Source organism: Streptomyces sp. NPDC016469 (genome assembly GCF_040632905.1).
Classification (GTDB): Bacteria; Actinomycetota; Actinomycetes; order Streptomycetales; family Streptomycetaceae; genus Streptomyces.
The window spans coordinates 170639-193332 of the sequence record NZ_JBEYCQ010000016.1 but is presented as its reverse complement, the minus strand read 5'-3'; the positions used below and the strand labels follow the sequence as shown (position 1 = coordinate 193332).

The following is a 22694-nucleotide window of genomic DNA, read 5'->3' as shown; positions in this document are numbered from 1 at the left end:
CCGTACGGCAGGATGTGCGGCATGCCAAGCGCAGAGGACACGAGCGTGCACCAGGAACGGCCCGTCGTGCGGCCCACGCACCGGGACGAGGTCGCGGCGGCCGGGAGCGAGCTGATCGGCGGGAGGTCGGGGCGATGGTCGCGGCTCGGCACCGCCGCACTCACCCCTGTGGGGGCGATCGCCCTGGTGGCCATCGGGATGTTCGCGCTCGGCATGGTGCAGAAGCTGCCCTGCTACAACTGGGCGTGGTTCAGGGGAGCCGGCTCCCAGTACACGCACGCGTGCTACTCGGACATCCCGCACCTGTACTCGGGGCGCGGCTTCGCCGACGGACTCGTGCCGTACTTCGACCGGCTGCCCGGGGACATGCAGTTCCTGGAGTACCCCGTCCTCACCGGGGTGTTCATGCAGGTCGCGGCGTGGCTGACGCCGGGCGGCTCCATCCAGGAGCAGGAGCAGGCGTACTGGCTGGTCAACGCGGGGATGCTGATGATCTGCACCGCCGTGATCGCCGTCTGCGTCGCCCGTACGCACCGGCTGCGCCCCTGGGACGGCCTGCTGATGGCGCTCGCGCCCGCCTTCGCGCTCACCGCCACGATCAACTGGGACCTGTTGGCCGTGGCTCTCACCGCCGGGGCGATGCTCATGTGGTCCCGGAGCCGCCCGCTGGCGTTCGGCATCCTCATCGGCCTCGCGACGGCCGCGAAGCTCTACCCGGTCCTGCTGCTGGGGCCCGCGTTCGTCCTGTGCTGGCGGGCGGGGAAGTGGCGGGAGCTCGGAGCGGCGGTGCTGGGCGCGGCCGGTTCCTGGCTGGTGGTCAATCTGCCGATCATGGTCTTCGCGCCCGAGGGGTGGAAGAAGTTCTACACCTTCAGCGAGGAACGCGGCATCGACTTCGGGTCGTTCTGGCTGGTCATCACGCAGCGCACCGGTGAGTCCATCGATGTCGGCACGGTCAACACCGTCTCGACGGTGACCACCATCGGCCTGTGCGCCGCGATCGGCGTCCTGACCCTGACGGCACCGCGCAGGCCGCGGTTCGCCCAGCTCGCGTTCCTCGTCGTCGCGGTGTTCATCCTCGTCAACAAGGTCTACTCCCCGCAGTACGTCCTGTGGCTGATCCCCCTCGCCGCGCTGGCCAGGCCCCGCTGGCGGGACTTCCTGATCTGGCAGACGTGCGAGGTCCTGTACTTCCTCGGGATCTGGTTGTACCTCGCCTACACGACGAGCGGGGACAAGCACCAGGGGCTGCCGACGGAGGGCTACCAGCTGGCGATCGTGCTCCATCTGCTGGGCACGCTGTACCTGTGCGCCCTCGTCGTACGGGACATCCTGATGCCGGAGCGCGACGGGGTACGGCGCGACGGCTCGGAGGATCCGTCGGGCGGGGTGCTCGACGGGGCCGAGGACGTGTTCGTACTGTCCCACCTGGTCGAGGTCGGTGCCGCCCGCCGGGAGGCTTTGCCCGCGGCGTCCGGGCCGCGGGTGGAATGGGGCACGGCCGGCACGCCCGCCGCCGACTGAGCGGGGCGGGCGCGCGGGACTCAGCGTTCGACGATGCGGTCGTACTGCGTGGTCGTGTGACGCAGGTGGGCCACCAGCTCGTCGCCCACCCGGGGCTCCTCGGCGTCCGAGGGCACGAACAGGATCGACACCTGCATGTGCGGCGGTTCGGCGAACCAGCGCTGCTTGCCCGCCCAGACGAACGGGGACAGGTTGCGGTTCACGGTGGCCAGGCCCGCCCGGGCGACACCCTTGGCGCGCGGCATCACGCCGTGCAGGGCCTTCGGCGCCTCCAGGCCCACACCGTGCGAGGTGCCCCCGGCGACGACGACCAGCCATCCGTCGGACGCGGCCTTCTGCTGCCGGTAGCCGAACCGGTCGCCCTTGGCGACGCGGGTGACGTCGAGCACGGCACCCCGGTACTCGGTGGCCTCGTGGTCCCCCAGCCAGAGCCGGGTGCCGATGCGGGCGCGGAACCGGGTCTGCGGGAACTGCTGCTGCAGCCGGGCGAGCTCGTCGGCGCGCAGATGGCTGACGAACATCGTGTGCAGCGGCAGCCGGGCCGCCCGCAGGCGGTCCATCCACGCGATGACTTCTTCGACGGCGTCCGACCCGTCCGTACGGTCCAGCGGCAGGTGGAGGGCGAAGCCTTCGAGGCGTACGTCCTCGATGGCCGCGTGCAGCTGCCCGAGCTCCTCCTCCTTGACGCCGTGGCGCTTCATGGAGCTCATGCACTCGATGACGACCCGGGCGCCCACCAGGGCGTGCACCCCGTCGACGGAGGACACGGACCGTACGACGCGGTCGGGCAGCGGCACCGGTTCCTCACCGCGCCGGAACGGCGTGAGGACCAGCAGGTCACCGCTGAACCAGTCCTTGATCCGGGCTGCCTCGTAAGTGGTGCCGACCGCGAGGATGTCGGACCCGAAGCGGATCGCCTCGTCGGCCAGCCGCTCGTGACCGAAGCCGTATCCGTTGCCCTTGCAGACCGGCACGATGCCGGGGAACTGGTCGATCACGGATTTCTGGTGCGCCCGCCAGCGCGCGGTGTCGACGTACAGGGAGAGCGCCATGGCCGGTCCGGAACCCTTCTGGTGGCTGCGGTGGATCAGGGAGGAGAAGCGTGTTCAGGCCCCATTGAAACCAATGGAGCCGGTTTCGTCAGCTGTGGGGCTCGGATCAGCGGCGTGACATGTAGATGTCGAGCGCCTTGTGGAGGAGCTTGTTGAGCGGGAAGTCCCACTCGCCGAGGTATTCCGCCGCCTGGCCGCCGGTGCCGACCTTGAACTGGATCAGACCGAAGAGGTGGTCGGTCTCGTCCAGCGAGTCGGAGATGCCGCGCAGGTCGTAGACGGTGGCGCCCATGGCGTATGCGTCGCGCAGCATCCGCCACTGCATGGCGTTCGACGGGCGGACCTCGCGCTTGTGGTTGGCCGAGGCACCGTAGGAGTACCAGACGTGTCCGCCGACGATCAGCATGGTGGCCGCCGCGACGTTCTCACCCTCGTGACGGGCGAAGTAGAGCCTCATCCGGTTGGGGTCCTCGCTGTTGAGGGCCGTCCACATGCGCTGGAAGTAGCCGAGCGGGCGCGGGCGGAAGCGGTCGCGCTCCGCCGTGATCTCGTACAGCCGCTGCCACTCGGAGAGCTCCGCGTAGCTGCCCTGGACGACCTCGACACCGGCCTTCTCGGCCTTCTTGATGTTGCGTCGCCAGAGCTGGTTGAAGCCCTTGTGGACGTCCTCCAGCGAGCGGTTCGCCAGTGGCACCTGGAAGACGTAGCGGGGCTGTACGTCACCGAAGCCGGCGCCGCCGTCCTCGCCCTGCTGCCAGCCCATCTTCCGCAGCCGGTCGGCGACCTCGAAGGCGCGCGGCTCGATGTGCGTGGCCTCGACGTCGCGCAGGCGCTTCACGTCCGGGTCCTGGATGCCGGCCTTGATGGCGGCGGCGTCCCAGCGGCGGATGACCACCGGCGGGCCCATCTTCACGGAGAAGGCACCCTGCTGCTTGAGGTGCGCCAGCATCGGCTGCAGCCAGTCGCTCAGGTTCGGGGCGTACCAGTTGATGACCGGGCCTTCGGGCAGGTATGCCAGGTAGCGCTTGATCTTGGGGAGCTGCCGGTAGAGCACCAGGCCCGCGCCGACGAGCTGGCCGGTCTTGTCGAACCAGCCCAGGCTCTCCGAGCGCCACTCGGCCTTCACATCCGCCCATGCGGGGACCTGCATGTGACTGGCCGCGGGCAGACTCTGGATGTACGCCAGATGTTGCTCTCGGCTGATGGTCCTCAGGGTCAGGCTCATGCGGGGCGCTCCTCGGCAGGTGTGTCCCCATCGGTCAGGGGCTCCGGCTCTCGCGCCGAAGCCTACTGTGGCCGTGAAGCGAGCGGTCTGGCCCCGTGTACCTGTACGCGTGACCGGGCGGCCCCGTCCGGTGGCGGGGCCGCCCGGGCCGGACCCGGGAGGTCAGCCGATCACGCCGCCGAAGAGTCCGCCGTGGGCCATGCCGAGGAAGAACCCGAGGGCGGACGCACCCATGCCGATGATCAGTGGGAACCTCTCGCGCGTGGTGACGGAGATGTACTGGCCGTACGCCCCCGTGAGGATCCCGATGAGGCCCGCCCACGAGCTGAGCAGGTGCAGGTTGTGGAACATCGCCGAGATGAAGGCGAGGGCGCCGAGGACGAGCGTGACCAGCACGAGCGCGTCCTGCAGCGGATGGGGCCTGCCGTCCGTGGCGAAGAGGGAGACGGAGGGGCGGGTCCGCGTTACGTGTGCCATGGAGTACCTCCTGGCCGACATGCGGCGCGTCGTGGCGCCGCTCACACCCGATGTGTACAGATTGCGTCCCCTGACCACTGGATTTCAACCGGAAGGTGGTCTGCGGGTACTCTGGTCGGTCTGCACCGGTGTCTGCCCAGGCCAGCACGGTCAGCCCCCTCGTCACCGAGGGCGCTGTCAGTGGGGGCTGTTTTACTCGGGCACCGTTGCTCAACGCATCACGACCCTCCTGCCACGGAACGACCGTGGCCGCTGAGTCCAAAGGAGGTGGGTTCCACATGCGTCACTACGAGGTGATGGTCATCCTCGACCCCGATCTCGAGGAGCGAGCAGTCTCCCCGCTGATCGAGAACTTCCTCTCCGTCGTCCGTGAGGGCGAAGGAAAGGTTGAGAAGGTCGACACCTGGGGCCGTCGTCGTCTCGCTTACGAGATCAAGAAGAAGCCCGAGGGCATCTACTCGGTCATCGACCTGCAGGCCGAGCCTGCGGTCGTCAAGGAGCTCGACCGCCAGATGAACCTGAACGAGTCGGTCCTCCGGACCAAGGTCCTCCGTCCCGAGATCCACTGAGCTTCGGCTCAGCGGTCATCGGGTCCGAGTAGCAGCAAGCAGCCAAGAAATCCCCGCCGAGAGGTTCACCCATGGCAGGCGAGACCGTCATCACGGTCGTCGGCAATCTCGTCGACGACCCCGAGCTGCGCTTCACCCCGTCCGGTGCGGCGGTCGCGAAGTTCCGTGTCGCGTCCACTCCCCGCATCTTCGACCGGCAGACCAATGAGTGGAAGGACGGCGAAGGCCTGTTCCTCACCTGCTCGGTCTGGCGGCAGGCGGCGGAGAACGTCGCCGAGTCGCTCACGCGAGGCATGCGCGTTGTCGTGCAGGGCCGGCTGAAGCAGCGGTCGTACGAAGACCGCGAGGGCGTCAAGCGCACGGTCTACGAGCTGGATGTCGAGGAAGTCGGCCCCAGTCTCAAGAACGCCACCGCCAAGGTCACCAAGACCACCGGTCGTGGTGGCCAGGGCGGTCAGGGTGGATACGGCGGCGGCCAGCAGGGCGGCGGCAACTGGGGCGGCGGTCCCGGTGGTGGCCAGCAGGGCGGCGGCGGTGCTCCCGCCGACGACCCGTGGGCCACCAGCGCTCCGGCCGGCGGCCAGGGCGGCCAGCAGCAAGGCGGAGGCGGCTGGGGCGGAAGCTCCGGCGGTTCCGGCGGCGGCTACTCGGACGAGCCCCCCTTCTAGGGAAGCTCGTACCCCCACTTCTTGATCACACAGGAGAAACACCATGGCGAAGCCGCCTGTGCGCAAGCCTAAGAAGAAGGTCTGCGCGTTCTGCAAGGACAAGACCCAGTACGTGGACTACAAGGACACGAACATGCTGCGGAAGTTCATTTCCGACCGCGGCAAGATCCGTGCCCGCCGCGTCACCGGCAACTGCACGCAGCACCAGCGTGACGTCGCCACGGCAGTCAAGAACAGCCGTGAGATGGCGCTGCTGCCCTACACGTCCACCGCGCGATAAGGGAAGGGTGACCGAATCATGAAGATCATCCTCACCCACGAGGTCACCGGCCTCGGTGCTGCGGGCGACGTCGTGGACGTCAAGGACGGGTACGCCCGTAATTACCTGGTTCCGCGTGGCTTTGCCATCCGCTGGACCAAGGGTGGCGAGAAGGACGTGGCGCAGATCCGCCGCGCCCGCAAGATCCACGAGATCGCCACGATCGAGCAGGCCAACGAGGTCAAGGCCAAGCTGGAGGCCGTGAAGGTCCGTCTGGCCGTTCGCTCCGGCGACGCCGGCCGCCTCTTCGGCTCCGTCACCCCGGCCGACATCGCCTCGGCGATCAAGGCTGCCGGTGGTCCGGACGTCGACAAGCGTCGCGTCGAGCTCGGTTCGCCGATCAAGACGCTCGGCGGGCACCAGGTGTCCGTGCGTCTGCACCCCGAGGTCGCTGCGAAGCTCGGCGTCGAGGTCGTTGCTGCCTGATTGGGCCGCACCTCAGCAGAACAGTGAAGGGCCGCACCCTCCGGGGTGCGGCCCTTCGCCGTTTCACGTGAAACATGGCGGGTCGGTCAGCGGGTTGCGCCGGTGACCAGCCACTTTCCGGAGCGGGTACGGAGCCAGAGCGTCGCCATCCGCACGATCATCATTAGCGTCATCGCGCCCCACAGGGCGCCGAGCCCGCCGCCCAGGGTGGGCACCAGGAGGGCCGCGGGGGCGAAGACGGCCAGGGTAACGAGCATGGCCCAGGCCAGGTACGGCCCGTCGCCGGCGCCCATCAGTACGCCGTCCAGGACGAAGACGACGCCGGCGATCGGCTGGGTGGCCGCCACGACCAGGAGGGCGGGCAGCAGGGCGTCCCGGACCGCCGTGTCGCTGGTGAACAAGGGGACGAACAAGGGGCGGGCCAGGACGATCAGCACGCCCAGGACCACACCGGACGCGATTCCCCACTCGACCATCCGGCGGCACGCCTCGCGTGCGCCCTGCGCGTTGTCCGCGCCCAGGTAGCGCCCGATGATGGCCTGTCCGGCGATGGCGATGGCGTCGAGGGCGAAGGCCATCAGGCTCCACAGGGAGAGGATGATCTGGTGGGCGGCGATATCGGTGTCGCCGAGCCGGGCGGCGACCGCCGTGGCGATGAGCAGAACGGCCCGCAGCGACAGCGTCCGGATCAGGAGGGGTGCACCTGCCTGGGCGCAGGCTCTGATGCCTGCGGCGTCGGGGCGCAGGGACGCGCCGTGGCGTCGGGCGCCCCGGACGACGACGACCAGATACGCGGCCGCCATCGCGAGCTGGGCGATGACGGTGCCCCAGGCCGATCCGGCAATGCCCAGACCGGCGCCGTAGACGAGGCCGGCGTTGAGGGCCGCGTTGGCGGCGAAACCGCCGATGGCGACGTAGAGCGGGGTGCGGGTGTCCTGGAGACCGCGGAGCACGCCGGTCGCGGCCATCACCACCAGCATCGCGGGGATGCCGAGGCTGGAGATCCGGAGATAGGTGATCGCGTGGGGCGCCGCGGTGGAGGAGGCGCCGAAGACCTCGGTGAGCCAGGGGGCGAGGGGGAGCGTCAGGGCGATGACGGCGACACCGAGCAGGAGGGCCAGCCAGATGCCGTCCATGCCCTGCCGGATCGCGGAGGCGAGATCGCCGGCGCCCACTCGTCGGGCGACCGCAGCGGTGGTGGCGTACGCGAGGAAGACGAAGATGCTCACCGCGGTCGTCAGAAGGGCGGCGGCGACCGCCAGTCCGGCCAGCTGCGGGGTGCCGAGATGACCGACGATCGCACTGTCGACCATCACGAACAGCGGCTCGGCCACGAGCGCGCCGAAGGCCGGGACGGCGAGCGCGATGATCTCGCGGTCGTGCCGTCGGCGGCGAGAAGACGGGGTACCCGGTGGCTGGATCATGGCAGCCAATCTAATCTTCCACAGGTAACAGATGCAATCAGCGGTGGGTCCTTACATTTGCTTGCCTGTGGGTAACTCTTGTGCCGGACACTCGATGATCTCGCCCCGGCCGTCCAACTTTTTCTCCCCCACAGCCGGTGGACGGGAAAAGGCCAGGTCACGGGGGTGTTTGCAGCTGCTCTATGAGTTTGTCCACAGTGCTGTCCCCCGGTCCGTGCACAGGTTCCGGGGGGTTCTCCACAGCATCTGCCCGCTCGTCCACAGGGCCTGTGGATAACCAGATTGGCTGACGGTGCCGCGCCGCCTACCGTAGTCCGGCGCCCCCACCCTGTTTCGGCTCTGCGACACCGCAGAACTCGACACACCGGAACCGGAGTCGGGGGTCTTGTTTGTCGGTGCCGTGCCGTAAGAAAGAGGAGCACGGCTAGGTCCGCGGAGCGGACGGGAGGAGGTGGCCGGGTGAGCATTCCCGAACCCTTGGACGACCCCTGGGCGGACACCGGACCCGGTGACCGGCTGCCCGTATCCCGCCAGCGCAGGGGCGAGGACCGGGACCGGGGCGACCGCCACGACCGCGGCCGGGAGTCACACGACTGGGAAGGCGGTTCCGCGGGCTTCGAGCGGGTCCCGCCCCAGGATCTGGACGCGGAGCAGTCCGTGCTCGGAGGCATGCTCCTGTCCAAGGACGCCATCGCCGACGTCGTGGAGATCATCAAGGGCCACGACTTCTACCGTCCCGCGCACGAGACCGTCTATCAGGCGATCCTCGACCTTTACGCCAAGGGCGAGCCCGCCGACCCGATCACCGTGGCAGCCGAGCTGGTCAAGCGCGGCGAGATCACCAAGGTGGGCGGGCCCCCGTATCTGCACACCCTGGTCCAGTCGGTGCCGACGGCTGCCAACGCCTCGTACTACGCGGAGATCGTCCACGAACGCGCGGTCCTGCGGCGGCTCGTAGAAGCCGGTACGAAGATCACGCAGATGGGATACGCGGCCGACGGTGATGTCGACGACATCGTGAACTCGGCCCAGGCGGAAATCTACGCCGTCACCGAGCAGCGGACCAGTGAGGACTACCTGCCGCTCGGCGACATCATGGAAGGCGCCCTGGACGAGATCGAGGCGATCGGCTCCCGCAGTGGCGAGATGACGGGCGTGCCCACCGGGTTCACCGACCTCGACGCACTGACCAACGGTCTGCACCCGGGTCAGATGGTCGTCATCGCGGCCCGTCCCGCGATGGGTAAGTCGACCCTCGCGCTGGACTTCGCCCGTGCCTGCTCGATCAAGAGCAACATGCCCAGCGTGATCTTCTCCCTGGAAATGGGGCGGAACGAGATCGCGATGCGTCTGCTGTCCGCCGAAGCACGGGTGGCCCTGCACCACATGCGTTCCGGCACGATGACCGACGAGGACTGGACGCGGCTGGCCCGGCGGATGCCGGACGTCTCCGCGGCCCCGCTCTACATCGACGACTCCCCCAACCTCTCCATGATGGAGATCCGGGCGAAGTGCCGTCGCCTCAAGCAGCGCAACGACCTCAAACTGGTGGTCATCGACTACCTCCAGCTGATGCAGTCCGGCGGTTCGAAGCGCGCCGAGAGCCGCCAGCAGGAGGTCTCCGACATGTCGCGAAACCTCAAGCTTCTGGCCAAGGAGCTACAGCTGCCGGTCATCGCGCTCTCCCAGCTGAACCGTGGCCCCGAGCAGCGCACGGACAAGAAGCCAATGGTCTCCGATCTCCGTGAGTCCGGCTCCATCGAGCAGGACGCCGACATGGTGATCCTGCTGCACCGCGAGGACGCCTACGAGAAGGAGTCGCCGCGCGCCGGCGAGGCGGACCTGATCGTGGCCAAGCACCGAAACGGCCCCACGGCGACGATCACCGTCGCCTTCCAGGGCCACTACTCCCGCTTCGTGGACATGGCGCAGACCTGACCGGCACAGACCGGGAAATGGAGTCGCCATACGCCGGTGCGGGCGGTAGTTGTTGACGATGACTTCTCCAGCTGAACAGTTGCTTCCCGGTACCCGGCGAGCCTTGCTGCACCGCGTCGCCACGGCTCAGGCCGAAGGGCGTACCCCCTCTCTGGTCGCCGCCGTACAACGGCAGGGGCAGGTGGTCTGGGAGGGAGCCCGCAGCTGTGTCGACGGTCACGCCCCGGATTCCGACACGCAGTTCAGGGTTGGTTCCCTGACCAAGACCTTCACCGCCGTCCTGGTGATGCGGCTGCGTGACGAAGGGCTGCTCGACCTGGCGGATCCGCTGGAGAAACACCTGCCCGGGACCGGTGCGGGCGACGTGACCGTTCATCAGCTGCTCGGCCACAGTGCGGGGCTCGGAGCCGAGACGACCGCGCCCTGGTGGGAGCGGACCCCCGGCAGCCTGCGGCCCACGCTCGCGGACGTGCTCGATGAGCAGGTCGCGATGCACCCGCCCGGCAATCGGCACCACTACTCCAACCCGGGCTATACGCTGCTCGGTTCGCTGGTCGAGGCCGTGCGCGGGGCGTCCTGGGAGGAGGTGCTGCGCCGCGAGGTGCTGGAACCCCTCGGTATGCGTCGGACCAGTTCGCTTCCACAGGCTCCGCACGCCGGCGGCTGGGCGGTGCATCCCTGGGCGGACGCCCTGCTTCCCGAACCGGCGGAGGACCTGGGCCTCATGGCACCCGCCGGACAGCTCTGGTCCACGACAGCGGATCTGCTCCGCTTCGCGGCCTTCCTCGCCGAGGGCGACGACCGGGTGCTCGGCGCAGCTTCGGTGGAGGAGATGAAGCAGCCGTCGGCCGCCCCCGCGCCCGGTGAGTGGGTCGATCACTACGGCCTGGGACTGCAACTGGTCCGGCGCAAGGGCCGTACCTTCATCGGGCACACGGGCTCTCTTCCCGGATTCCTGGCAGCCCTCTGGGTCAGCACCGAGGATGACGTGGCTGCCGTGGTGCTCGTCAACGCGACTTCCGGGGTCGCGATCGGCGAGGTCGCCGCCGACCTTGTGGACATCGTCGCCGAGGCCGAGCCGCGCATCCCTGAGCCATGGCGCCCGCTGCCCGAGGTGGACGCGGAACTCCTCGCCCTGACCGGGCCGTGGTATTGGGCCACGCGCCCCAACATCCTGACGCTGACCGCCGGTCGCGGGCTGGAGCTGCGGCCGGTGAACGGACAGGGCCGGGGTGCCCGCTTCAGCGCGCGCCCCGACGGCACCTGGGTGGGCCTGGACGGTTACTACGCGGGGGAGACGCTGCGGATCGTGCGGAACGCGGACGGCAGCGTGAGCCACCTCGATCTGGGGTCCTTCGTCTTCACGCGTGAGCCCTACGACCCCGCAGCAGTTGTGCCCGGTGGTGTGGACGAGGAGGGGTGGCGCGGTCTGGGGGACTGAGCGCGGCCCGGAAGAGGTGCTGCCCGTTTCACGTGAAACGGGCAGCACAGCCGCTCAGGCCGTCAACTCCCTTTCCAGCGGGGTCCGGAAGCGCGGGGTGATCCGGGCTTCCCCCACCCAGCCCGTCAGCCGGGCCGCTTCGGTCTCGATCGCAGCCGTGGCCTCCCGGCCCGGATCGGTCAGCAGCCGCCAGGTCAGCTCACCGTCGCCACGCTGGGCCCAGCCACCCACGATCCGGCCGTCCCACCACACCGTGGGGCCGATGTTGCCCGAGCGGTCGAAGAGGGCTGCCCGGTGCTCGGCCGGCAGATGGAAGCCGCGGTCCGCCCAGCCCATGCCGCTCGGGTCGAGCGCGGGCAGCAGGGCCGCCCAGGGTGCTTGGACGGGCTCGGGCTCCGTGTCTCCGGGGGCGACCCAGGCCGAAGCCCCGTTGTCGAGCCGTACCTCCACGGCTCCGATCGCCGAGAGGGCGGTACGGACTTCGCGGGTGCCCCAGCCGGTCCACCATTTCAGGTCGGCCTCGGTGCCCGGACCGTACGCCCGGAGCCAGCGCAGGGCCAGTTCCGCCTGGGCCGGAGCGGTCTCCTCCACCGGCCGTGGGCGGGCCGGGGCCCAGCGGAACTGGCTGGAGGTCCAGGAGCCCCGAGGCCGGTCCCTGCGGATCCTGCCCTCGGCGGCCAGCACCCGGATCACCCGGGTCGCGACGCCCTGGACCGTTTCCTGCTTCTTCCCGGGGAAGACGGTGATCTTGGTGCGGAGGGCGGGCACACCGGCGGCGAGTTCGCTGCCCGAGACCGGGCCGCTGCCGTCCAGAAAGGCGAGGGCGCTCCTCTCGGTCTCTTCGAGCCAGCGCTCGTCCAGGCCGTTGCCGTCCTCGCGGAGATGCTTGAGCAGATTGCGACGCTCCTTGGCGGCCACAGCGCGCGCGTTCGCCGCCTCGACGTGCGGGGCCATCTCGCCGGACACGACGAAGAGGGTGTTGCGCATGGAGAGCATCCGCACCAGGGAGACGTCTTCGTAGAGAGACCGCTCCACCTCGGCGATGGCGGGCTCGGCGAGCCTGGCGCAGGCCGAGAGGAAGACGGTGGCCGCGTCGGTCGCGTGGAGCGCGACGAGGGCGTCGGCCACAGCGACGGGTGATGACACCCGCTCACCGGGGGTCAGTAAATGGCGGCGGGCGATGCGGATACACCGCTGTTCGTCACTGATGCGTTGCACGTCGGCTCCTCGGGAACGCGGCAGGCAGGTCACAGGGCGAGCTTGAAGCCCACATGGCTGGCGATGAACCCCAGCCGTTCGTAGAAGCGATGCGCGTCGGTGCGGGACACGTCGGAGGTGAGCTGCACCAGCTGGCAGCCCTGGCGGCGGGACTCGTCCACCGCCCACTGGATCAGCCGGGTGCCGAGGCCGCTTCCCCGTTCGTCCGCGTGGATGCGGACGCCCTCGATCACGGACCGGGTCGAACCGCGTCGGGACAGCCCCGGAATCACCGTCAGCTGCAGGGTCCCGACGACACGCTCCTCGCGCACGGCGACCATCATGTGCTGATGCGGATCGGCGGCCAGCCGCCGGAGCGCCGCCCGATAGGGCGCGAGATCATCCGGTGACTCGCGCAGGGCGCCCAGCGGGTCGTCGGCGAGCAGGGCCACGACCTCGGCCAGATCGTCAGCCGTCGCGCGGCGTATCTCCAGATCACTCATGCGCCGCAGCCTACGCAGTCGACAGGGGCTGGGGCCGGTCGTTCGGGCCCTATGCGGGAACTGCCTTCAGTTCCTCGACGGCCCGGACGAGCGGGGCCAGTTCGGGGTCCTCGGCGGCCTCGTCGAGCGCGACACGCAGGGCGCGGTCATTGGTGGGCCGGGCCTCGGCAAGCAGGGTGAGCCCATCGGGGGTGACGTCGGTGTAGATGCCGCGGCGGTCGGTGTCGCAGAGATACCGGGTCAGCAGCCCCCGGTCTTCGAGGCGGGTGACCAGGCGCGTGGTGGCGCTCTGGCTGAGCCCTACGGCGTCCGCTACCTGCTTCATCTGAAGGTGCCCACCCGGGCCGCTGTGCTGTCGGCTGAGCACCTCCAGCAGGGAGTACTCGCGCACGCTCAGGTCGTGGCCACTCTGCAAGGCCCGTTCGATGCGGGTCTCGATCTTGCCGTGGAGCAGGGACAGCGCGATCCAGCCCTGGGAGAGGGCGGTCAGGGCCGGGTCCGTGGCTGTCATGGTCTCTCCTCCGTGCCGGAGCTGCTTACGTCCAGAGTAGCTGACGGCTGCAATAGTCGGCGTTTGCAATTAAAGAGCGTCTGCAATTATTGTCTACGCCTGTAAGCCGCAGTAGCAATCGTCTGGGAAGGGAACCCATGCCGCTCGCACTTCTCGCCCTGGCCATCGGGGCATTCGGTATCGGGACCACCGAGTTCGTAGTCATGGGGCTGCTTCCCGAGGTGGCCGCCGAGTTCCAGGTGTCCATCCCGGCCGCGGGCTTCCTGGCCACGGGCTACGCGCTCGGCGTCGTGCTCGGGGCGCCGCTGATGACCGCTCTCGGTACGAAGGTCAGCCGCAAGCGGATGCTGATGATCCTCATGGGCCTGTTCATCGTCGGCAATGTGGTCACCGCAGCCGCCCCCGTCTTCGAAGTGATGGTCATCGGCCGTGTGATCGCCTCGCTCGCCCACGGTGCGTTCTTCGGTATCGGAGCGGTCGTGGCGGCCGATCTGGTCGCCCCGCAGAAGAAGGCGGGCGCCATCGCCCTGATGTTCACCGGGCTCACCGTCGCCAACGTCGTCGGGGTGCCGGTGGGCACCTACATCGGGCAGCACGCCGGCTGGCGGGTCACGTTCATGCTCGTCGCCGCGCTGGGCGTCCTCGGGCTGCTCGGCGTTGCCCGGCTCGTTCCGGAACAGCCCCGCGCCGAGGGTGTCAGGCTGCGGCAGGAAATCGCAGCCTTCCGCAATGTGCAGGTCCTGCTCGCCATGGCGATGACGGTCCTCGGATTCGGCGGCGTCTTCGCGGCGATCACCTACATCACGCCGATGATGACGGACACCGCCGGATACTCGGCCTCCGCCGTCACCTGGCTACTGGTCCTCTTCGGCCTCGGCATGGTCGGCGGGAACCTGGCCGGCGGCAGGTACGCCGACCGCCGCCCCACGCTCATGCTCTCCGTGTCGCTGAGCGGCCTCGCCCTGGCCCTGGCCCTCTTCACCCTGACCGCCCACAACAAGGTCGCGGCGGCGGTCACCCTCGTCCTGATCGGTGCCTTCGGCTTCGCGACCGTGCCTCCGCTCCAGAAGCGGGTGCTCGACCAGGCGGTGGACGCCCCGACGCTGGCCTCCGCGATGAATATCGGTGCCTTCAACCTCGGCAACGCGCTCGCGGCCTGGCTCGGGGGGATCGTCATCGGTGCCGGGTTCGGCTACACCGCGCCCAACTGGGTCGGAGCAGCGCTCGCCGCGTCAGCTCTGGTCCTCGCCTTCGTCTCCAGCGCGCTGGAGCGCCGTACGACCGCACCGAGCCGCCTCGTCGCCACCCACGCCCCCGAGCCGGAAGCGGTCCCCGAGCCTCGGGGCTGATTCCGGAGGGGTCAGCCCGTGGCCAGGCTGAAGGGCGCGAAGTACCGGGGCCAGTCCGCGTACTGCCGCCCGCCGAGCGACATGACGGTGGTCTCCGAGCTCGACGTCAGTCCACAGCGCCCGAGCCAGTCCAGCAGATCCTCATGACGGGCGTCCACGTCCACGCGCAGCGGCCGGTCCGTCGCCTCGGCCAGCGAGGCCATGAGGAGCTTCGCCGTCGAGGTGTCCTTGGCGATCAGCGGCCCGACGGCATGGTTCGCCGCGCTCGGGGAGAGCGCGGCGAACCCGGTCAGTTCCCCGTTCTCCTCGGCGACCCGCAAGTGATCGGCGAACGTCGGGAGCCGGGTCAGCAGATGCGTGCGGTCGAGTCCGAAGACGGCCGAGTCCAGCCCCACCACGGCCCGCAGATCATGGGCGGAGGCAGACCGGATGACGGTCTCCGGGCCGCCGATGGGCTCCGGGCAAGCTGCCGCAGTCGGCCGGAAGGCCCCACTCAGGCGGACGGTGCGTCCCATCGGTGCGAATCCGAGCTCTTCGTAGAGGGGGCGGCCCGATGCTGTCGCGTGGAGGCTCAGCGGGGTATCCCCGGCGGCCTCGATCACCCGCTGCATCAGATACCGGCCGACCCCGCGTCGGGCATGGCGCCCGGCAACCAGCAGCATGCCGACGGCGGCCATCTCGGGGCCGTAGGAGACCACCATGCAGCTCGCCATCAGGCCCTTGCTGCCGGGGTCATCGATGCCGTAGCCCGTGCCGGCGGCGAGCAGCAGCGTCCAGCGCTCCTCGTCGCGCGGCCAGCCCCGGTCCTCGCTGAGATCGGCGCAGGCGACCAAGTCGTCCCGGGTGAGGCGCCGGATGGGGAGATCGGACAGCGGGCGGGGCAATGAGCTGGGCATACGGGCCAGGCTCTCCGACCGTTGATCGCCCGTCCACCGCTTTACCGGAACTGGCCGGGCCAAGCAGCGAAATAGCGAGCCCGGGCCTTGGCCGCGCACCGTTTCACGTGAAACACCGGCAGTGCGAGAGCCGGCAGCGCCCGAGCCCGCCTGCGCGGGGCGAGAGCCCGCACGGTCCGAAGCCGCCGGTACCGGGCGAGCCCTACGTCGCACGGCCGGTCGGCGCGTCAGCCCAGGTCGGCGGCGTGCAAGGCCCGGACCCCCTCGATATTGCCGTCCAGATAGTGCCGCAACGACAGCGGCACGAGGTGCACCGCGGCGATGCCGACCCGGCTGAAGGGCACGCGTACGACGTCGTACTCGCCGCAGGGGGCGTCGATCTCGGGGCCGTGGCGCAGCGACAGGTCCATGGAGTCGAGGCGGCAGACGAAGAAATGCTGGACCTTGACGCCCTTCACCCCGCCCTCCTCGATGTGTTCCACGGTGTCGACGAAGCAGGGCACCACATCGGTGATCTTGGCGCCCAGCTCCTCGTCCACTTCACGGTGCAGGGCGTCGACAACGGTGGCGTCCTCGGGCTCGACCCCGCCACCCGGCGTGAGCCAGTACGGGTCCACCCCGGGCTTGGTGCGCTTGATGAGGATGAGGTCGTCGCCGTCGAGCAGGATGGCGCGTGCGGTGCGCTTGACCACAGGACGTTCGGTCATGGCAGAAGCGTGGCCCACGGGACCCCTTCTGAAACACCAGGGCGCTGTCGGGCGCTCCTGAGGTCACCAGTCGGCCGCCGCCCGCAGCAGCCACTCGTGCGCCCGGGCGAGATGCGGAAGCGCGAGCGTGCCGGTCCGCGCGGCCAGGAAGTAGGTGCGCAGGGGCGGGACCGGGGGGTCGAGAAGCGCCACCACCTCGCCGCGTTCCAACGCGCCCTCGCACAGATAGCGCGGCAGCACGGCAAGCCCGGCGCCGGCGGCCGCGCATTCCAGGACCGCCCGCAGGTCCGGGGCGATGACGGCGCCGGCGGCCGCGGGCGCACTGTCGAAGACGGCGGCCCAGTAACGGGAGACCAGCGGCAGGCTCTCGTGAACCTCCACCACGGGCAGCTGCTCCAGGACCACGGGACCGTTGCGCCGAAGTGTGCCCGGCCCCAGCCGTCCGGCCCAGCGCGGGGCGGCGACCAGGACGTGCTCCTCGTCGCAGAGCGGGGTGGCGGTGAGCAGTTCCCCGCGCGGCCGTGCCGTCACGACGGCCAGGTCGTGGTGACCGGCGGCCAGCCCCTCCAGGGTCTCGTCCGTGTCGGCGGAGAACGAACCGCGCAGCGCGAGGCCCTGGGCGATCAATGGTGTGAGCGCGGGCAGGAGGCGCAGGGAGAGGAACTCCGGTGGGCCCGCCAGATGCAGGGTCCGTACGCCCGACTCCTCATCGAGGTCGGTCTCGGCGATCTCGATCAGTGCGTCCAGATGGGGAGCGGCCCGGTGCGCGAGTTCGTCGCCGATCGTCGTCGGGGTCACTCCCCGGGCCCTGCGGAGGAACAGCGGGCGGCCCAGCTGCCGTTCCAGGGTGCGTATCTGGGAGGTCACGGCGGGCTGCGAGAGGCCGAGGAGAGCGGCGGCGCGAGTGAACGAGCCGGCTCGGTGAACAGTGACGAAGGTGCGCAGCAGGGCCAGATCCACGTCTCGTCCCTTTCACCCTCACGCAGTGACGCATCCGATTGGACCCCGGACAACCATAAATATGTCGATAGGTCGCTGCCGCTACTGTGATTGGACACTGACGCAGAGTCAACTAGCCTTGTCGAGGCGGTTCTTCACGCGGAGAACGCAAAGGGCCGGGCGGTCCGAGCCACGAGGGGGGAGGCTCGGACCGCCGTACCGCACGACGGAGGCGTCGGGCTCAGCTCCCGGCGGTGGCCGCGCCCAGCGCCTGTTCGACATCGGCCAACAGGTCGGCGGTGTTCTCGGCGCCGACGGAGAAGCGGATGAAGCCTTCCGGTACCGCGTCGCCGCCCCAGCGGCCCCGCCGCTCGGCGGTGGAGCGTACGCCTCCGAAGCTGGTGGCGTCCTCGACCAGCCGCAGGGAGGCCAGGAAGCGCTCCGCGGTCCCCCGGTCGCCGAGCTCGAACGACACCACGGAGCCGAAGCGCCGCATCTGGCGTACCGCGTTCGCGTACGAGGGGTCGGTGGGCAGGCCGGGGTAGCGCAGCCCGGACACGGCCTGGTGCTTGGAGAGAGCCTCGGCGAGCGCCAGGGCGTTGCCGCACTGCCGCTCGATCCGCAGCTCCAGCGTGGCCAGCGAGCGGTGCGCGAGCCATGCCTCCATCGGGCCGGGGATCGCGCCGGCGATCTTGCGCCAGCGCCGCACTCCGGCCGTGAGCTCGGCGTCGCGGCAGGTCACATGGCCGAGCAGCAGGTCGCCGTGGCCCGTCATGCCCTTGGTGTCACTGGCCACCGAGAAGTCGGCACCCAGCTCCAGGGGACGCTGGCCGAGCGGGGTCGCGAGGGTGTTGTCGACGGCGACCAGCGTGCCGCCGGCGTGCGCGGCTTCGACGAGGCGCCGCACGTCGCAGACGTCGAGGCCCGGGTTGGAGGGCGTCTCCAGCCACAGGAGCTTCGCGCCCTCCAGTACGGCGAGCTGGGCGTCGCCGCCGGTCGGCGCGGTCCGCACCTCGACCCCGTACGCCTCCAGTTGCTCGCGCAGCAGGGGGAGTGCCTGATAGCCGTCGTCGGGAAGGACGACGACGTCGCCACTGCGCGCCTGGGAGAGCAGGACGGCCGAGATCGCCGCCATTCCGGAGGCGAAGACGGTCGTCTGCACGTCCTCGCCCGGTGCTTCGAGTTCCCCGATGGCCTGTTCGAGACGGGTCCACGTGGGGTTGCCGTCCCGGCCGTAGGTGTAGGGGCCGGTCGGCTCACCGGACAGGTGGTAGTGCGCGGCGAAGACCGGCCCGGGGAGGGTGGGCTCGTACTGCTGCGGTTCCGGCAGTCCCGCGCGTACCGCACGCGTTCCGTCGCCCTTGGTGCTCATGGTTTCTCCTCGCTTCTCTCCCCGGCCGGCTACCGGTCCTGGTCGCACTGTCTCAGGTGGACGCGGGTCGCTTCCCGCCGGGCGGATCAGTCCTCGTCCGGGAGGACGACGTTCAGCGCCCAGGACACGATGGAGACGATCAGGCCGCCGAGGACGGCGGTCCAGAAGCCGTCGACGTGGAAGCTCAGGTCGAGCACTCCGGCCAGCCACGAGGTGAGCAGCAGCATCAGAGCGTTCACCACGAGGGTGATCAGGCCCAGCGTGAGGATGAAGAGGGGCAGGGTGAGCAGCTTCACGATCGGCTTGACCACGACGTTGACCAGGCCGAAGACCAGCGCGACGAGGATCAGGGTCAGGGCCTTGCGGCCGGTGCTGCCGCCGGTCAGCGTGATGTCCTGGACCAGCCAGATGGCCACGGCCAGCGCACCCGCGTTGGCGATCGTCTTGACTACGAAATTCTTCATGTGTCTGATCGTGGCAGACATGATCGGTGGCGGACACCGGCTGGGGAGAGGCGAGGTGCGGACGGTCCATGAAGGCATTCAGGCTGGACGAACTGGAGGCGGAGCGGGCCGCCAACGATGGCGCGTACCTGCAGTTCCTCCGCGAGCGGAACATGTCGGTGGGTCTGTACGCCCTGGATGCCGGCGACCTCGATCCGCAGCAGCCGCACAGCCAGGACGAGGTCTACTTCGTGGTCAGCGGTCGCGCGTCGATCACCGTCGGCATGGAAACGACACAGGTGGGAAGAGGGAGTGTCGTGTACGTACCCGCAGGCACGGCCCACAAGTTCCACCACATCACTGAGGACCTGCGCGTGATGGTGGTCTTCTCGCCACCCGAGGGATGAGTCCGCAGCCGGTGTTTCCCAGGGTTCCCTAAGGGATCGATCAGGGGAGGACAAGGGCTTCCCGGGGTCCGGCGGCCGTCTTTCGCCTCTAGCATCGAAGCAGGAACTCACAGAGACGAGGTAAGGACGATGGCCGTGCGGGAGATATTCGCTGGGATGCCCTGGTGGGTGAAGTGGATCGCGGTGCCCGTGGTCGCGATCGTCGTGTTCGGTGGTCTGATCGCCAGCCTGGTCGCGTTCGTCGTCGGTCTGCTCTTCAAGATCCTGATCTTCGTGATCCTGGTCGGCGGGCTCGTCTTCGTCGTACGGAAGTTCATGTCCTCCTCCTCCCGAAACGGCTGGTGACCGCACGCCCGACGGGGGATTAGCCCAGCTGAGCTAAGGGAAAGGCGAATCGGCACCCGGTCACAGGGCGGCCGATACAGTGACAGTCCTCTGCCACCGCCTGGGAAAACACCGTAAGTCACCACCCCGACCAGTGGTTTGTACGGGATCCGGCCTCTGGACCCCCAGGTCCGTGGCAGACCTGTGGGGGCGGCCCCCACGGGCGGGCTGACCGCCCGTCACCACGCCTGGGGGTGACCGTTGACCACGGCATCGAGTACGGCTGTTCCGACGCTCATCGGGTCGGTACAGCGGGCGCTGAGGCTGCTGGAGGCTGTGGGCACCCATCGCGACGGGGCCCCGGCCAAACAGCTCGCGAGGGAAGCGGGGCTTCCCCTCCCCACCGCCTACCACTTGCTGCGGACCCTGACCCATGAGGGGTATCTGCGCCGGGAGAACGGCGTCTTCCACTTCGGCGCCGCCGCCGAACGGCTGATGGGCGACCGCGCCGCTCAGAACCGCCGCAGCATCATGGCCCGTTCGCTGGGCCGCTGGCGGGACATCGTCGGAGCCCCGGTGTACTGCGCCATCTACCGTGAGGGCGAGATCGAGCTCCTCGCCGTGGCGGACACCCCCGAGCGGCCGGCGGTCGACGAGTGGGCGGCGTTTCGCGAGACCGGGCACGCGCACGCGATCGGACAGTGTCTGCTGAGCCGGCTGGACGAGAAGGCCCGCGAGGACCACCTGGACCGGCACCCGGTGCGCCCGCTGACCCGGTACTCGGTGCGCGATCGTGCGGCGTTCCTCACCCGGCTGCGGTCGCTGGAGCGTACGGAACCGGTCATCGAGCGACAGGAGTACGCGCTCGGGACCGTCTGCGCGGCCATCCCGATCACGGCCGGATTCACCGCCGCCGCGATGGCCATTTCGGTCCCCCTCCACGAGGAAGATCGGTTGCTGCCCGCAGTCGAACGACTACGCGGTGAAGTGTCGAGCCTCTTGCGTTCGTTCGTGTTCTCTATCAGTATCTGAAAAATCACTCCTTGTGATCTGCTATCGCGTGCACCACGATGGCGTCAATAGGGCCATGGGGGATCATTCCTGGCCAGATTCATCTACTGCGGGGTTGAACGATGCGCGAGTCGGTTCAAGCTGAGGTCATGATGAGCTTCCTCGTCTCCGAGGAGCTCTCATTCCGTATCCCGGTGGAGCTCCGGTACGAAGTGTGCGATCCGTACGCGATCCGGATGACCTTCCATCTGCCCGGCGACGCCCCCGTCACCTGGGCCTTCGGCCGTGAGCTGCTGCTCGACGGCCTCAACAGCCCCAGTGGTGACGGCGATGTCCACATTGCGCCGACCGAGCCGGAAGGGCTGTGCGATGTCCACATCCGGCTGCAGGTGGGCGCCGACCGTGCGCTCTTCCGGGCGGGCACGGCACCTCTTGTCGCCTTCCTCGACCGTACGGACAAGCTGGTGCCCCTCGGACAGGAGTGCACGCTGGGTGACTTCGACGGCAACTTGGAGGAGGCGCTGGGGCGCATTCTGGCCGAAGAGCAGAACGCGGGCTGAAGCGGTCCGCGGCCCGGAGGGCGCCTTGCCACTCGAACACGACACCTGCCGATCGGGTGAATCACGCTGTGTGCTCCGGTCACGACCGCGCCCGCCGTCGTCGGCCCCGGCCGCTCCGCACGGGTGCCGAAGCCCCGGCTTCCGCGCCGACCCCCGTGCGGTCCGCGGAGACGACCAGCGCCGCGAGCGCTGTCGTCACCGGCACCGAGGCGACCAGTCCGATCGAGCCGACGAGGGTGCGCACGATCTCCTCCGCCACCAGCTCGCTGTTGGCGACCGTCCCCACACTGCTCTGCGCGACCGTGAAGAGCAGCAGGAGAGGCAGCGCGGCGCCCGCATAGGCGAGTACCAGGGTATTGACCACGGAGGCGATGTGATCGCGGCCGATTCTGATCCCTGCCCGGTAGAGCTGCTTCGCACTCATGGTGGGGTTCGCCCGGCGCAGCTCCCACACCGCCGAGGTCTGGGTGACCGTGACGTCGTCGAGCACTCCCAGGGAGCCGATGATGACGCCGGCCAGCAGCAGTCCGCTCATGTCGATGTGCGGATACAGGCCGTGGATGAGGCCGGTGTTGTCGTCGGTGTTCCCGCTCAGGCTCGCCCAGCCGATGAAGAGCGAGCCGAGCAGCCCGATCAGGAGCAGTGAGATCAGGGTGCCGATGACGGCGACGGAGGTCCGGGCGGTCGGCCCGTGGCAGATGTAGAGCGCGATCAGCATGATCGCTCCGGCCCCGACGACCGCCACCAGCAGCGGATTCGAGCCCTGCAGTATGGCCGGAAGGATGAACAGGGTCAGTACGGCGAATGACAGGGCGAGCGCCACCAGGGCCATGACCCCGCGCATTCTGCCCACGAGGACCACCGCGAGGGCGAAGATCCCGGCCAGCAGATACAAGGGGAACTTCCGGTTCACGTCCGTCACGGAGTACTGGAGGTCATGGGGCGCGTCGGGGGCGTACGCCACCACCACCCCCTGGCCCTCCCGCAGTTGCCTCGGTGCGTCCGGCTGCACGACCTCGACGAACCGGCGCCCCGTGTCGGGGCCGCTGGTGACCTCGACGGTGGCCTTCTCGCAGACGGCGCCGGACGCCGGCCGCCCCTCGGGGGGTTGGGTCTCGCCGCTGACGGGAAGCTGGGCGGCGTTCACATCCTTGCAGTCGACCTCGACGACGCTCACCACCTTTCCCTGCTGGGTCTGCCGGTCGAAGCCGACACCGGTCCGTTCGTGCGCCGGCGCACCACCCGGCCAGAGCGCCACGAGACCGACGAGTACGGCGGTCGCGAAGGGGATCAGTACGGCGGCGATCACCTTGCGCAGATGGGCGGAGACGGGTGCGGCCGGGCCATGGCTGTGCGTGTGCTGATGGCCCTGCGGTTCTGGGTCGTGATGAGGGGGCGTCACCGGCCGATCA

Annotated in this window: 25 protein-coding genes; 12 read left to right on the top strand and 13 right to left on the bottom strand. The window is 69.3% G+C overall.

What is annotated here, in order from left to right:
* Positions 1 to 21 precede the first annotated feature (21 nt).
* Positions 22 to 1524, top strand: a complete 1503-nt coding sequence (locus ABZ565_RS20325) for a glycosyltransferase 87 family protein (RefSeq protein WP_361028420.1) — start codon at positions 22 to 24, stop codon at positions 1522 to 1524.
* A 20-nt stretch (positions 1525 to 1544) separates the two neighbouring features.
* Here the strand turns inward: ABZ565_RS20325 and ABZ565_RS20320 are convergent, their stop codons facing one another.
* The 3 genes from ABZ565_RS20320 to ABZ565_RS20310 form a co-directional block, all read right to left on the bottom strand.
* Positions 1545 to 2576 carry an alanine racemase gene (locus tag ABZ565_RS20320; protein ID WP_361028417.1) on the bottom strand — a complete coding sequence of 344 codons (1032 nt, stop codon included), beginning with the start codon at positions 2574 to 2576 and terminating at the stop codon, positions 1545 to 1547.
* Positions 2577 to 2682: 106 nt separating this feature from the next.
* Complete coding sequence (locus ABZ565_RS20315) at positions 2683 to 3801, bottom strand: peptidoglycan bridge formation glycyltransferase FemA/FemB family protein (RefSeq protein ID WP_361028414.1); 1119 nt, start codon at positions 3799 to 3801, stop codon at positions 2683 to 2685.
* A 162-nt stretch (positions 3802 to 3963) separates the two neighbouring features.
* Positions 3964 to 4278 carry a hypothetical protein gene (locus ABZ565_RS20310; RefSeq protein ID WP_361028411.1) on the bottom strand — a complete coding sequence of 105 codons (315 nt, stop codon included), beginning with the start codon at positions 4276 to 4278 and terminating at the stop codon, positions 3964 to 3966.
* A 278-nt stretch (positions 4279 to 4556) separates the two neighbouring features.
* On the opposite strand from ABZ565_RS20310, the gene rpsF reads away from it, so the two are divergent.
* The 4 genes from rpsF (at position 4557) to rplI (ending at position 6260) form a co-directional block, all read left to right on the top strand.
* Positions 4557 to 4847, top strand: coding sequence for a 30S ribosomal protein S6 (gene rpsF, locus ABZ565_RS20305; RefSeq protein ID WP_018101872.1), 291 nt, complete (start codon positions 4557 to 4559; stop codon positions 4845 to 4847).
* A gap of 71 nt (positions 4848 to 4918) precedes the next feature.
* Complete coding sequence (locus tag ABZ565_RS20300; RefSeq protein ID WP_361028408.1) at positions 4919 to 5515, top strand: single-stranded DNA-binding protein; 597 nt, start codon at positions 4919 to 4921, stop codon at positions 5513 to 5515.
* 43 nt (positions 5516 to 5558) lie between these two features.
* Entirely contained in the window at positions 5559 to 5795 is a 237-nt protein-coding gene (rpsR, locus tag ABZ565_RS20295) for a 30S ribosomal protein S18 (protein WP_003967857.1), read from the top strand.
* A gap of 18 nt (positions 5796 to 5813) precedes the next feature.
* On the top strand, positions 5814 to 6260 hold the full coding sequence (gene rplI / locus ABZ565_RS20290; RefSeq protein ID WP_143617560.1) for a 50S ribosomal protein L9: 447 nt from the start codon (positions 5814 to 5816) through the stop codon (positions 6258 to 6260).
* 86 nt (positions 6261 to 6346) lie between these two features.
* Here the strand turns inward: rplI and ABZ565_RS20285 are convergent, their stop codons facing one another.
* Complete coding sequence (locus ABZ565_RS20285; RefSeq protein WP_361028405.1) at positions 6347 to 7684, bottom strand: MATE family efflux transporter; 1338 nt, start codon at positions 7682 to 7684, stop codon at positions 6347 to 6349.
* A gap of 477 nt (positions 7685 to 8161) precedes the next feature.
* Between ABZ565_RS20285 and dnaB the strand changes: the two genes are divergently transcribed.
* Together dnaB and ABZ565_RS20275 are read left to right on the top strand one after the other, a co-directional pair.
* Complete coding sequence (dnaB, locus tag ABZ565_RS20280; RefSeq protein WP_361028469.1) at positions 8162 to 9622, top strand: replicative DNA helicase; 1461 nt, start codon at positions 8162 to 8164, stop codon at positions 9620 to 9622.
* 58 nt (positions 9623 to 9680) lie between these two features.
* The gene (locus ABZ565_RS20275) at positions 9681 to 11063 is read left to right on the top strand and encodes a serine hydrolase domain-containing protein (protein ID WP_361028402.1); all 1383 of its coding nucleotides are present in this window, start codon (positions 9681 to 9683) and stop codon (positions 11061 to 11063) included.
* 54 nt (positions 11064 to 11117) lie between these two features.
* On the opposite strand, the gene ABZ565_RS20270 is transcribed toward ABZ565_RS20275, so the two are convergent.
* From ABZ565_RS20270 to ABZ565_RS20260, 3 genes are read right to left on the bottom strand one after another with little or no spacing between them, the layout of a single operon-like run.
* Complete coding sequence (locus ABZ565_RS20270) at positions 11118 to 12281, bottom strand: winged helix DNA-binding domain-containing protein (protein ID WP_361028399.1); 1164 nt, start codon at positions 12279 to 12281, stop codon at positions 11118 to 11120.
* 29 nt (positions 12282 to 12310) lie between these two features.
* Positions 12311 to 12763: a GNAT family N-acetyltransferase gene (locus ABZ565_RS20265; protein WP_361028396.1), complete on the bottom strand. Its 453-nt coding sequence runs from the start codon at positions 12761 to 12763 to the stop codon at positions 12311 to 12313.
* Positions 12764 to 12812: 49 nt separating this feature from the next.
* Entirely contained in the window at positions 12813 to 13274 is a 462-nt protein-coding gene (locus tag ABZ565_RS20260) for a MarR family transcriptional regulator (protein WP_361028393.1), read from the bottom strand.
* A 137-nt stretch (positions 13275 to 13411) separates the two neighbouring features.
* Between ABZ565_RS20260 and ABZ565_RS20255 the strand changes: the two genes are divergently transcribed.
* Entirely contained in the window at positions 13412 to 14623 is a 1212-nt protein-coding gene (locus ABZ565_RS20255) for an MFS transporter (protein WP_361028390.1), read from the top strand.
* Positions 14624 to 14634: 11 nt separating this feature from the next.
* Here the strand turns inward: ABZ565_RS20255 and ABZ565_RS20250 are convergent, their stop codons facing one another.
* From ABZ565_RS20250 to ABZ565_RS20230, 5 genes are all read right to left on the bottom strand, one after another.
* A complete protein-coding gene (locus tag ABZ565_RS20250) occupies positions 14635 to 15519 on the bottom strand; it encodes a GNAT family N-acetyltransferase (protein WP_361028387.1) in 885 nt (294 codons plus the stop codon).
* A gap of 227 nt (positions 15520 to 15746) precedes the next feature.
* Positions 15747 to 16226: an NUDIX hydrolase gene (locus ABZ565_RS20245; protein ID WP_073966680.1), complete on the bottom strand. Its 480-nt coding sequence runs from the start codon at positions 16224 to 16226 to the stop codon at positions 15747 to 15749.
* Positions 16227 to 16289: 63 nt separating this feature from the next.
* On the bottom strand, positions 16290 to 17186 hold the full coding sequence (locus tag ABZ565_RS20240) for a LysR family transcriptional regulator (RefSeq protein WP_361028384.1): 897 nt from the start codon (positions 17184 to 17186) through the stop codon (positions 16290 to 16292).
* 220 nt (positions 17187 to 17406) lie between these two features.
* Positions 17407 to 18537, bottom strand: a complete 1131-nt coding sequence (locus ABZ565_RS20235) for a cystathionine gamma-lyase (protein ID WP_361028381.1) — start codon at positions 18535 to 18537, stop codon at positions 17407 to 17409.
* 86 nt (positions 18538 to 18623) lie between these two features.
* Positions 18624 to 19001 carry a phage holin family protein gene (locus tag ABZ565_RS20230; protein WP_143617536.1) on the bottom strand — a complete coding sequence of 126 codons (378 nt, stop codon included), beginning with the start codon at positions 18999 to 19001 and terminating at the stop codon, positions 18624 to 18626.
* A 68-nt stretch (positions 19002 to 19069) separates the two neighbouring features.
* Here ABZ565_RS20230 and ABZ565_RS20225 point away from each other — a divergent pair, with 68 nt between their 5' ends.
* The 4 genes from ABZ565_RS20225 to ABZ565_RS20210 all read left to right on the top strand — a co-directional run bounded on the left by ABZ565_RS20225 (position 19070) and on the right by ABZ565_RS20210 (position 21282).
* Positions 19070 to 19387 (top strand): cupin domain-containing protein, encoded by a 318-nt coding sequence (locus ABZ565_RS20225; RefSeq protein WP_361028378.1) that lies wholly within the window; start codon positions 19070 to 19072, stop codon positions 19385 to 19387.
* 129 nt (positions 19388 to 19516) lie between these two features.
* Complete coding sequence (locus ABZ565_RS20220; protein ID WP_361028375.1) at positions 19517 to 19732, top strand: DUF5326 family protein; 216 nt, start codon at positions 19517 to 19519, stop codon at positions 19730 to 19732.
* Positions 19733 to 19972: 240 nt separating this feature from the next.
* Positions 19973 to 20743 (top strand): helix-turn-helix domain-containing protein, encoded by a 771-nt coding sequence (locus tag ABZ565_RS20215; RefSeq protein ID WP_361028372.1) that lies wholly within the window; start codon positions 19973 to 19975, stop codon positions 20741 to 20743.
* A 101-nt stretch (positions 20744 to 20844) separates the two neighbouring features.
* Entirely contained in the window at positions 20845 to 21282 is a 438-nt protein-coding gene (locus tag ABZ565_RS20210; protein WP_018101854.1) for an SsgA family sporulation/cell division regulator, read from the top strand.
* A 79-nt stretch (positions 21283 to 21361) separates the two neighbouring features.
* Here the strand turns inward: ABZ565_RS20210 and ABZ565_RS20205 are convergent, their stop codons facing one another.
* Positions 21362 to 22684, bottom strand: a complete 1323-nt coding sequence (locus ABZ565_RS20205; RefSeq protein WP_361028369.1) for a YibE/F family protein — start codon at positions 22682 to 22684, stop codon at positions 21362 to 21364.
* Positions 22685 to 22694: the final 10 nt, after the last annotated feature.

Coding starts and splice junctions, on each gene's coding strand:
- ABZ565_RS20325 (WP_361028420.1), top strand. CDS start 22: ATGCCAAGCGCAGAGGACACGAGCGTGCACCAGGAACGGCCCGTCGTG.
- ABZ565_RS20320 (WP_361028417.1), bottom strand. CDS start 2,576: ATGGCGCTCTCCCTGTACGTCGACACCGCGCGCTGGCGGGCGCACCAG.
- ABZ565_RS20315 (WP_361028414.1), bottom strand. CDS start 3,801: ATGAGCCTGACCCTGAGGACCATCAGCCGAGAGCAACATCTGGCGTAC.
- ABZ565_RS20310 (WP_361028411.1), bottom strand. CDS start 4,278: ATGGCACACGTAACGCGGACCCGCCCCTCCGTCTCCCTCTTCGCCACG.
- rpsF (WP_018101872.1), top strand. CDS start 4,557: ATGCGTCACTACGAGGTGATGGTCATCCTCGACCCCGATCTCGAGGAG.
- ABZ565_RS20300 (WP_361028408.1), top strand. CDS start 4,919: ATGGCAGGCGAGACCGTCATCACGGTCGTCGGCAATCTCGTCGACGAC.
- rpsR (WP_003967857.1), top strand. CDS start 5,559: ATGGCGAAGCCGCCTGTGCGCAAGCCTAAGAAGAAGGTCTGCGCGTTC.
- rplI (WP_143617560.1), top strand. CDS start 5,814: ATGAAGATCATCCTCACCCACGAGGTCACCGGCCTCGGTGCTGCGGGC.
- ABZ565_RS20285 (WP_361028405.1), bottom strand. CDS start 7,684: ATGATCCAGCCACCGGGTACCCCGTCTTCTCGCCGCCGACGGCACGAC.
- ABZ565_RS20275 (WP_361028402.1), top strand. CDS start 9,681: ATGACTTCTCCAGCTGAACAGTTGCTTCCCGGTACCCGGCGAGCCTTG.
- ABZ565_RS20265 (WP_361028396.1), bottom strand. CDS start 12,763: ATGAGTGATCTGGAGATACGCCGCGCGACGGCTGACGATCTGGCCGAG.
- ABZ565_RS20260 (WP_361028393.1), bottom strand. CDS start 13,274: ATGACAGCCACGGACCCGGCCCTGACCGCCCTCTCCCAGGGCTGGATC.
- ABZ565_RS20255 (WP_361028390.1), top strand. CDS start 13,412: ATGCCGCTCGCACTTCTCGCCCTGGCCATCGGGGCATTCGGTATCGGG.
- ABZ565_RS20250 (WP_361028387.1), bottom strand. CDS start 15,519: ATGCCCAGCTCATTGCCCCGCCCGCTGTCCGATCTCCCCATCCGGCGC.
- ABZ565_RS20245 (WP_073966680.1), bottom strand. CDS start 16,226: ATGACCGAACGTCCTGTGGTCAAGCGCACCGCACGCGCCATCCTGCTC.
- ABZ565_RS20235 (WP_361028381.1), bottom strand. CDS start 18,537: ATGAGCACCAAGGGCGACGGAACGCGTGCGGTACGCGCGGGACTGCCG.
- ABZ565_RS20230 (WP_143617536.1), bottom strand. CDS start 19,001: ATGAAGAATTTCGTAGTCAAGACGATCGCCAACGCGGGTGCGCTGGCC.
- ABZ565_RS20225 (WP_361028378.1), top strand. CDS start 19,070: ATGAAGGCATTCAGGCTGGACGAACTGGAGGCGGAGCGGGCCGCCAAC.
- ABZ565_RS20220 (WP_361028375.1), top strand. CDS start 19,517: ATGGCCGTGCGGGAGATATTCGCTGGGATGCCCTGGTGGGTGAAGTGG.
- ABZ565_RS20210 (WP_018101854.1), top strand. CDS start 20,845: ATGCGCGAGTCGGTTCAAGCTGAGGTCATGATGAGCTTCCTCGTCTCC.